At 71.3% G+C, this 8242-nt stretch carries 7 protein-coding genes and 1 pseudogene; 4 read left to right on the top strand and 4 right to left on the bottom strand.

The features are described 5' to 3' along the window. Nucleotides 1–69: 69 nt before the first annotated feature. Both ABZ749_RS23245 and ABZ749_RS23240 read right to left on the bottom strand, forming a co-directional pair. Nucleotides 70–990, bottom strand: a complete 921-nt coding sequence (locus ABZ749_RS23245; RefSeq protein ID WP_357231033.1) for a complex I subunit 1 family protein — start codon at nt 988–990, stop codon at nt 70–72. Between the two features lie 533 nt (nt 991–1523). Next, nucleotides 1524–2102: pseudogene (locus tag ABZ749_RS23240) on the bottom strand (NADH-quinone oxidoreductase subunit C); the annotation flags it as partial. A 105-nt stretch (nt 2103–2207) separates the two neighbouring features. On the opposite strand from ABZ749_RS23240, the gene ABZ749_RS23235 reads away from it, so the two are divergent. Beyond that, nucleotides 2208–3254, top strand: a complete 1047-nt coding sequence (locus ABZ749_RS23235) for a glucose 1-dehydrogenase (protein ID WP_357231030.1) — start codon at nt 2208–2210, stop codon at nt 3252–3254. 16 nt (nt 3255–3270) lie between these two features. On the opposite strand, the gene ABZ749_RS23230 is transcribed toward ABZ749_RS23235, so the two are convergent. Beyond that, on the bottom strand, nt 3271–4587 hold the full coding sequence (locus tag ABZ749_RS23230; RefSeq protein WP_357231027.1) for a DUF2252 domain-containing protein: 1317 nt from the start codon (nt 4585–4587) through the stop codon (nt 3271–3273). A gap of 178 nt (nt 4588–4765) precedes the next feature. Here ABZ749_RS23230 and ABZ749_RS23225 point away from each other — a divergent pair, with 178 nt between their 5' ends. Continuing rightward, complete coding sequence (locus tag ABZ749_RS23225) at nt 4766–5692, top strand: hypothetical protein (protein WP_357231024.1); 927 nt, start codon at nt 4766–4768, stop codon at nt 5690–5692. 54 nt (nt 5693–5746) lie between these two features. Here the strand turns inward: ABZ749_RS23225 and ABZ749_RS23220 are convergent, their stop codons facing one another. Continuing rightward, nucleotides 5747–6328 (bottom strand): NADH-quinone oxidoreductase subunit B, encoded by a 582-nt coding sequence (locus tag ABZ749_RS23220; protein ID WP_124861683.1) that lies wholly within the window; start codon nt 6326–6328, stop codon nt 5747–5749. 195 nt (nt 6329–6523) lie between these two features. Between ABZ749_RS23220 and ABZ749_RS23215 the strand changes: the two genes are divergently transcribed. Together ABZ749_RS23215 and ABZ749_RS23210 are read left to right on the top strand one after the other, a co-directional pair. After that, nucleotides 6524–7084, top strand: coding sequence for a SigE family RNA polymerase sigma factor (locus ABZ749_RS23215; protein ID WP_357231021.1), 561 nt, complete (start codon nt 6524–6526; stop codon nt 7082–7084). Beyond that, nucleotides 7077–8165, top strand: coding sequence for a hypothetical protein (locus ABZ749_RS23210; RefSeq protein WP_357231019.1), 1089 nt, complete (start codon nt 7077–7079; stop codon nt 8163–8165). Before ABZ749_RS23215 ends, ABZ749_RS23210 begins: the two co-directional genes overlap by 8 nt. Nucleotides 8166–8242: the final 77 nt, after the last annotated feature.

The raw sequence follows: 8242 nt of genomic DNA, 5'->3' as shown, positions 1-8242 counted from the left end.
CATGTTCGCCGCGATGGGCATGGAGGCGTTTGCCGCCTCAGCCGCTCATCGGCTTGGGATGAACGTCCGTCAACGGCCGAGTAACGACCCCAGCCAGCAGAGGCGTTGGAGCTGGTCCTCGCGTAGCCGGGGGTAGGAAACCCGGAGCCAGATGATCACGAAGGAGACCGCGAAGATCTTGAGCAGCGTCCAGAGCCAGCCCAACTGGTCGTCGGCGAACGGGCCCTGCCAACCACCCAGGAACAGCACAGTGGTCAGCGCGGCGATCACCACGATGCCGACGTACTCGGCGAGCAGGAAGAACGCGAACCGCAGACCGGTGTACTCGGTCATGTAGCCGAAGACAAGCTCCGAGTCGGCCACCGGCATGTCGAACGGTGGTCGACGGATCTCGGCCAGCCCGGCGACGAAAAAGATGATCATCGCGGGTGCCTGCCAGAGCAGCCACCACGGCTGCCACGCCTCGACGATGCCCGACAGGCTGAGCGTGCCTGCCGCCATCGCCACCGACGCGGCGGCCAGCACCAGCGGCAGCTCGTAACCGAGCAACTGGGCCGCCCCGCGCAACCCGCCCAGCAGGCTGTACTTGTTGGCCGACGCCCACGCCGACATCAGCACCGCCACCACCCCGACGCCGACCACGGCCAGCACGAAGAAGAGGCCGATGTCCAACGGTTGGCCGACCAGGTCGTTCGGACCGAGCGGAATGACGAGCAACACCAGCAGGTAGGGCACCAGGGCCACCGCCGGCGCCAACCGGAACACCGCCCGGTCCGCCTCGCGCGGGGTGATGTCCTCCTTCTGCACGAACTTGACCCCGTCGGCCACGAGCTGGGCCCAGCCGTGGAAGCCGCCCGCGTACATCGGGCCGAGCCGACCCTGCATGTGCGCCATCACCTTGTGTTCGGCCTGGCCGACAAGCAACGGCAGGGTGAGGAAAGCGACCACCACGCCGCCGATCCGGAGCACCAACTCCACCCAGAGCGGCATCAGGCCGTACCCCCGTCGTGGTCGCTCCGGCCGTCGCGGCCCGGCGGGTCCGCGACCGGCTCGCCACCCGACGCGGCCGAGCCCTCGCCGGGCTTGTCCGATGCGGCCGCGCCGGACGCGACGTGGCCGATCTCGTCGACGCCGGGCACGGGCTCGGCAGCCGGCCCGTCGGACACGGGCTCGGCAGCCGGCCCGTCGGACACGGGCTTCTCAGGTGTGGCCGCGCCGGGCGCGGGCGCGGCAGTCGGGCCGGCGCCAGGTTGGTCAGGTGCGGCCGCGTCAGGCGCGGGCTGGTTGGCCGGGCCAACGCCGGGCGCGGGCGCGGTAGTCGGGCCGGCGCCAGGTTGGTCAGGTGCGGCCGGGCCTGCGTCGGGCGCGGGCTGGTCGGCAGGGATCGGGCCGTCGGTGGCGCCGACCGGGCGGGGAGTACGCGCCGGGCGGGCCCCCGGGGCGGGCCGCGCCGGACGCTCACGGGCCGGTCTGGCGGGGGTGCCGCCACGCGGGCCCTCCCCCACTCCACCGGCGCCGGCCGGGGTGGGCGTGGGCCCCCACTCGCCCGGAGCGGGTACGCCCGGCGGGCGGATCGGTCGACGCCCGCCGCCGGCCTCGGACTCGCCCGGCTCCTTCGCGCCCGGCCAGGGCTTCGCCACCCGGGAAGCCAGCACGAACTCCTTACGCAACGGGTGGCCCTCGAACTCCGGCGGCAGCAGCAGCGGCAGCAGCTCCTCATGCCCGGCGAAGTCGATGCCGAACATCTCGTGCGTCTCCCGCTCGTGCCAGGCGGCTCCGGGGTAGACGTCGACCACCGAGGTGACAGTGGGCGCGCTTCTCGGCAACCGCGTACGCAGCAGCACGCCGTGCCGCAGTCGCGTCGACCAGAGGTGCGCCACCACGTCGAAGCCCTCGGCCAACTCGTCGACGGCGGAGAGCCAGTCGAAGAAGTCACAGGCCAGCTCGGCGTCGTCACGAGCGGCCGAAACCGCTGTGAGCCAACTCGTGGGTGGCACGTCGATGGTGGCCCTGGCGAAACGTTGCCCGCCGGAGACCGACGGCGTCGCCTCAGCCGGCGCGAGCAGCGCGACCAGTCGAGCGCCGACCTCTTCGGGAGTCATGCCGCTGATCCTAGTGCCGGCCGAGGCCGCACCTGGCCGCCGCCGATGCCCGGCGATCTGCCGGCTTTGGGCGCGGCGCGCGCCTGGGCGGGGAAAGATGAGGACGTGCGCGCTGTGACGGTAAGACCTGGGGTCGCCAACTCGCTGAGCCTCGTCGACGATCAGCCGGAGCCGGCTGCCGAGGAGGGCTCTGTCCTGGTCGAGGCGCTGGCGGTGGGGATCTGCGGCACCGACCACGAGATCATCGCCGGGGAGTACGGCGAGGCGCCGCCGGGTGCCGACCGCCTGGTCATCGGGCACGAGTCACTGGGCCGGGTGATCGAGGACTCCAGCGGCACCCTGCAACCCGGTGACCTGGTGGCCGGAATCGTCAGGTATCCCGACCCGGTGCCCTGCCCGAACTGCGCTGTCGGCGAGTGGGACATGTGCCGTAACGGTCAGTACACCGAACATGGCATCAAGGCACTGGCCGGGTTCGCTCGGGACCGCTGGCGGGTGGAACCGCGGTTCGCTGTCGCGCTCGATCCGACGCTGGCCCAGGTGGGCGTGCTGCTGGAGCCGACAAGTGTGGTGGCGAAGGCGTGGGACCACATCGAGCGGATCGGGCACCGGGCCGAGTGGCAGCCGCAGACCGTCCTGGTGACCGGGGCCGGGCCGATCGGGCTGCTGGCCGCGTTGCTCGGCACCCAGCGCGGGCTCACCGTCCACGTGCTGGACCGCAACACCGAGGGGCCGAAGCCGGAGCTGGTCGCCGGGCTGGGCGCCACCTATCACACCGTGCCGGTCAACGACCTGCCCTTCGAGCCGGACGTGGTGATCGAGTGCACCGGCGCTCCCACAGTGGTCCTCGACGTCATGTGCAAGGCGGCCCCGACCGGGATCGTCTGCCTGGCCGGGGTGTCCAGCGGTGGCCGGAGCATCGACTTCGACGCCGGGGCGCTGAACCGGGCCCTGGTGCTGGAGAACAACGTGGTGTTCGGCTCGGTGAACGCCAACCGGCGGCACTGGAACATGGCGGCGCAGGCGCTCGCCCGCGCCGACCAGATCTGGCTCGAGTCGCTGATCACCCGGCGGGTGCCGGTGAACCGGTACGCCGACGCGTACACCCCCGGGCCGGACGACATCAAGGTGGTGCTGGAGTTCGCGTCCTGAGCGACGCCGCGCCCGATCAGATGCCCGGCAGTCGACCGTTGCGGAACAGGTCGACGAAGAGCTGGTGGTCCTGGCGGGCGCGCACCCCGTACGCGTGGGCGAAGTCCACCAGGTGGGCGACGAATCCCGACTCGTCGGCGTCGACCGCCGCGACGATCGCCTCCTCGGTGGAGTAGTCCACCAGGTCGTGACTGGATTCGTCGTCGGCGACCGAGTGCATCCGGGCCACCGCCCGACCGAGGTCGACGAGAACGCCGGTCAGTTCCTCCGGCTCGTTCACGTCCGACCAGTCCAGGTCGGCGGCGTACGGGGAAACCTCGGCGACCAGCTGACCGGCCCCATTCAGCTCGGTGAAGCCCAGCCACGGGTCGGCGTGCGCCTGCAACGCCCGCTGCGACTCGGCGGTCCGGTGCCCCTGGTGCTGGAAGTAGCCGCGGACCGACTCGTCGGTGACGTACCGCGCCACGGCCGGCACCTGAGCCTGCTTCATGTAGATGACGACGTCGTTCTCCAGCGCCTGGGTGTGCCCCTCCAGCAGCAGGTTGTACGACGGCAGCCCGGCCGAGCCGATGCCCACCCCCTTGCGCAGCACCACGTCCTTGATCCGCGCCGCCACCGGGCGCAGCTGCGTCGAGGCGTTCGGCAGGGTGCCCAGGTATTCCTGGAAGGCGGCGCTGACCAGGTCCCGGGTGGCGTCGTCGATCTCGAAGACGCCGTCGCCGATGGAGAAACGTCGCTCGTAGTTGTCGATGGTGGTCTGCGCGGCGAGCAGGTCCACGCGGGTGTTGAGCCGGGCCTGTTGGAGCACCCGGCGTAGCACCCCGTCGGCGTTGTCCAGGGTGATCGAACCGATCGCGTCGTCACCGCCGGCGGCGATGGCCCGCAGCTCGGTCAGGTACGACCGGGCGAACCCGGCAACCAGCTCCCCGATCGCCGTGTCGGAGAGCGCCTTGCCGTAGCCGAGCAGCGCCACGCTGGCCGCGAGCCGGCGCAGGTCCCAGGTGAACGGCCCGACGTACGCCTCGTCGAAGTCGTTGACGTTGAACACGAGCTGCCCGGAGGCGTTCATGTAGGTGCCGAAGTTCTCCGCGTGCAGGTCACCGTGGATCCACACCCGGCTGGTCTGCTCGTTCAGGAACCGGTCGTCGGCGAAGTCGCCGAGCTGGTCGGCGTAGAACAGCGCGGCGCTGCCCCGGTAGAAGGCGAACGGCGACGCCGCCATCTTGCGGAACTTGCGGCGGAAGGCGGCCGGGTCGATAGCCATCGACGCGCCGAACTCCTCGGTGAGCACGTCGACGATGTGGGCGGAGCGCTGGTCCCCTGAGCTGCTCATAGTGCGCAGGCTAGTGCGGCGGGTCCACAACGGGGTGGCGAACGGCCCATCCATCGATCATGCTGTCCGGGTCACGGCGCGGGGGCCCGGACACCATGGTTACGTTCGTCGATCGAGGCATCGCCACGACCGGCGACAGGTCCCTCGCCGGGCGTCGACCATGGAGGACCAGATACAGATGCTCCGCAAAACGGGGACTCTACTCACCGCCGCACTACTCGGCCTGACGGCGACGATCGGCGGGGCCGGACCAGCCTCGGCCGCACCGTCGGTCTCCGCCGACGCCCCCACGTTCTCGCTGAGCCGGCTGGTGCTCGAGCCGACCGAACGCGGCTACCGGGGCAGCCTTCGGGTGACCATCACCAACAACAGTGACAGCACGCAGGGCTTCTACTTCCGGATCCGCGAGGCCGTGGCGGGCTCCTTCTCCGGGGGCGTGGAGTCACGCTGCGAATCGGACGGCGTGGAGGAAGGGCTGTTGGTCCGCACCTGCGCCCTGCCGCGTGGCAACGATCTGGCCCCGGGCGAGTCTCGCCGGGCGACTGTGGAGTTCCAGGTGCTGACCACCCCTCGCAGCTACCCGATGATCGCGGACGGAGGCCTGGTCACCGCCTACTCGTACGACACCGGATCCCTGGGCACGGTGCCGTTCAGCGCACAGTTCCGCTCCCTCGACGGCAAGCTGGCCCGCCCGCAGACGTACGTGCAGGACGCCCAGGCGAACGCGTCCGTCGAGCTGGCCGGCCCGGTGACCGACGGCCCCGAGAACACCCGGCGGGTGCCGCTCCGGGTCCGGTACGCGGGTGACGCCCGGCAGCTCGCCAACTCGCTGACTGCCACGCAGCTGCCCGCCGGGTCGATGATCCGGTTCACCGAGCCCTTCGACGGCCCGGTGTACGGCCCACAGGCATTCGTGCCGGGCGGTCTGCTGATGCAGGGTGAGGAGCGCGACGTGGCGCTGTTCATCAGCCGGCCGACCGACCCGGCGGACGAGGCGACCCCGATCACCGTAGAGCTGGCCACCCTCTACTGGGACGAGACAGTTCCCGACGTCGACCCCAGCGACAACACCGTCACGTTCACCCTGGCATTGCCGGCCAGCTGACCTGCCGACGGTCGGCCGTCGCCCGGGTCAGCTCCGGGTGGCGGCCGGCCGCCCTCAGCTCGCGGCTGGTGGGCGTACCGGCGGGGCGGTGAGCGAGTCGACCGAGCGGGGCGCGGCGGCCTCGCGGGGCGGGGCGTCCAGCGGCGCGGCCAGCACGTCCCGTTGCGGCACACCTCCGATGCCGGACTGCTCGGCGGCGATCTTCTCCTGCAGGCGAAGGATGCCGTGCAGCAGCGCCTCCGGCCGGGGCGGACAGCCGGGCACGTACACGTCGACCGGGATGAGCTGGTCGACGCCCTTGGTCACCGAGTACGAATCCCAGTAGGGGCCGCCGCAGTTGGAGCAGGCGCCGAACGAGATGACGTACTTCGGCTCGGGCATCTGGTCGTACAGGCGCTTGATCGCCGGGGCCATCTTGTCGGTCACCGTGCCGGAGACCACCATCAGGTCGGCCTGGCGGGGGCCGTGGGCGAACGGGATCACGCCGAGTCGGATGAAGTCGTGCCGACCCATGCTGGTGGCGATGAACTCGATGGCACAGCAGGCCAGACCGAAGTTGAACACCCAGAGCGAGTAGCGGCGCCCCCAGTTCAGCACGAACCGGATCGGCTCGCCGAGCACTGCCGGCAGCTGCACGACCGCCCCCTCTCCTCACCGACAGTGAATCACAGCCGGCGTCCGTGCGGTCCGGCGGTGATCGGCCCGAGCGGTCCACCAATTGTCCCCGAGCCGACAAGGATCGGCAGCGATTGACGCGCAACCTACCGGTGCGCTCGCTTGTGTGACCGGTGCTGGCGAACACGACGCCGGCAGTCGCCACGGGGAGGACAAGTGCTTGTGACACGAGATGTGCCGGTGGGTGGGCGCCCACCGGATCCACCGGGAGCCGCGACCTCCGCGCCGGCAGAGCTGGTCTTCGACGACTTCTACCACGCCCACTACCGCGGTCTGGTGGTGCAACTGACCGCGTACACCGGTGACCGGGGGCAGGCACAGGACCTGGTTCAGGAGGCGTTCTGTCGGGCGTACGCCCGCTGGGACCGGCTCGCCGGATACCAGGACCCCCTGGCCTGGGTCCGTCGGGTCGCGTGGAATCTCGGCCACAACCGCTGGCGGCGGCTGCGGACCGCCCAGCAGTGGCTGCTGCGGCAGCGCGAGACACACGTCGCGGAGCCGAGCCCCGACCGGGTCGCCGTCGACACCGCGTTGGCGAAGTTGCCGCCGAAACAGCGGCGGGCCGTCGTACTGCACTACCTCGCCGACCTGACGGTCGCGGAGATCGCCGCCCAGGAACAGGTCGCCGAAGGGACTGTCAAGTCCTGGCTGTACCGGGGCCGAACCGCGCTCGCCGCTCACCTACGCGACACCAATGAGGAGGTGCGGGATGTCTGAGCAGGAGATTCTTGACCTCGCCGAAGAGTTCGCCCGTTACCGCCGTACCGCGCTGGCGGAGGTCGAGGCGCCGGGGCCCGCCGCCGTTCGACGGACCGTACGAGGCCGCGGCCGACGCCGGCTGGCTGCCACCGCCACGACGGCGCTCGCCCTGTTCGGCGGGTCGGCCGTCGGATACGCGGCGTTGAGCGGCCCGGACCATCGGCCTGGTCCGGTCGACCCGACGCCGAGCATCTCGGCGTCACCGACGCCGGCGCCGACGCCGACGAGTCCGACCCCCAGCCCTGCCGGGACCAGTGCCAGCCCGACCATCGGGGTGCCGGACGGCCGGCTCAGCCGGGCCCAGCTGCTGGGGGTGCCGGTGACCCTGCCGGCGTGGCGGGCCGGACGAGGCTGCCCGACGTCGCAGACGCGGCTCACCGGCGACGCCCGGGAGGGCGCGAACTGGCTTTTGGCGCTCGACCACGGCGACATCGACGGAGACGGCGCGGTGGAGACCGTGGCTCTCGTGCAGTGCGTGCTCGGCACCCGCGGGCCGATGCAGGTGGTCGCCTTCGACCGCGACGAGGAAGGAAAGGCGACGACTGTCGGCCGGGTGGTCGCGACCACCATCGACAAGCCGGAGTGGCTGTTCGCGCTGGACGTCGTGGGCGACGGCACGGTTCGCGTTCAGGTCGGTGACATCGCTCCCGGGGGTGGCTGGAACGCCAGGTGGTCACAACGGCAGTGGCGGGGCTACCGCTGGAAGGGTGACGCCTTCAGCCAGGTCTCCGGGCCGACGAGCTTCGGTCCGAACCCGAACCTGGCGGACGTCTCCGTCACCACCGGTGACCTCGTGCTGAGAACTGCCGACGACGGCTCCCGGACGGGTACGGCCACGGTGCGGATCCGTAACCGGGGCACGGGCCCGGTCGCCCACGTGGTGCTGCGGTTGGGCGTGCCCGCTGTGGTGCGCGCGGACGTCGACGGGTGGGGCACGTGCGCGGGCGTCCACGACAGCGTCGAACCGATCACCTGCCGCCTGGGTCAGCTGGCCGCCGGGGCGGAGATGCGGTTGGACCTGGACTCCCACTTGTCGTAGCCGCGTGCGAACTGCACGTCGTCCCACCGGATCCGCCACGCCGGGTCGCGCCCGGAGGCCACCGAGACGACACGAGC

The sequence above is a fragment of the Micromonospora sp. NPDC047753 genome (assembly GCF_040642735.1).
In the GTDB taxonomy this organism is placed as follows: Bacteria; Actinomycetota; Actinomycetes; order Mycobacteriales; family Micromonosporaceae; genus Micromonospora.
Note: the sequence above shows the minus strand (reverse complement) of the source record. Positions and strands in the feature narration are given on the sequence as shown.

Bases quoted from the DNA above. Each gene is read 5' to 3' on its own strand.
- ABZ749_RS23245 (WP_357231033.1), bottom strand. From the start codon at position 990: ATGCCGCTCTGGGTGGAGTTGGTGCTCCGGATCGGCGGCGTGGTGGTC.
- ABZ749_RS23230 (WP_357231027.1), bottom strand. From the start codon at position 4,587: ATGAGCAGCTCAGGGGACCAGCGCTCCGCCCACATCGTCGACGTGCTC.
- ABZ749_RS23225 (WP_357231024.1), top strand. From the start codon at position 4,766: ATGCTCCGCAAAACGGGGACTCTACTCACCGCCGCACTACTCGGCCTG.
- ABZ749_RS23210 (WP_357231019.1), top strand. From the start codon at position 7,077: ATGTCTGAGCAGGAGATTCTTGACCTCGCCGAAGAGTTCGCCCGTTAC.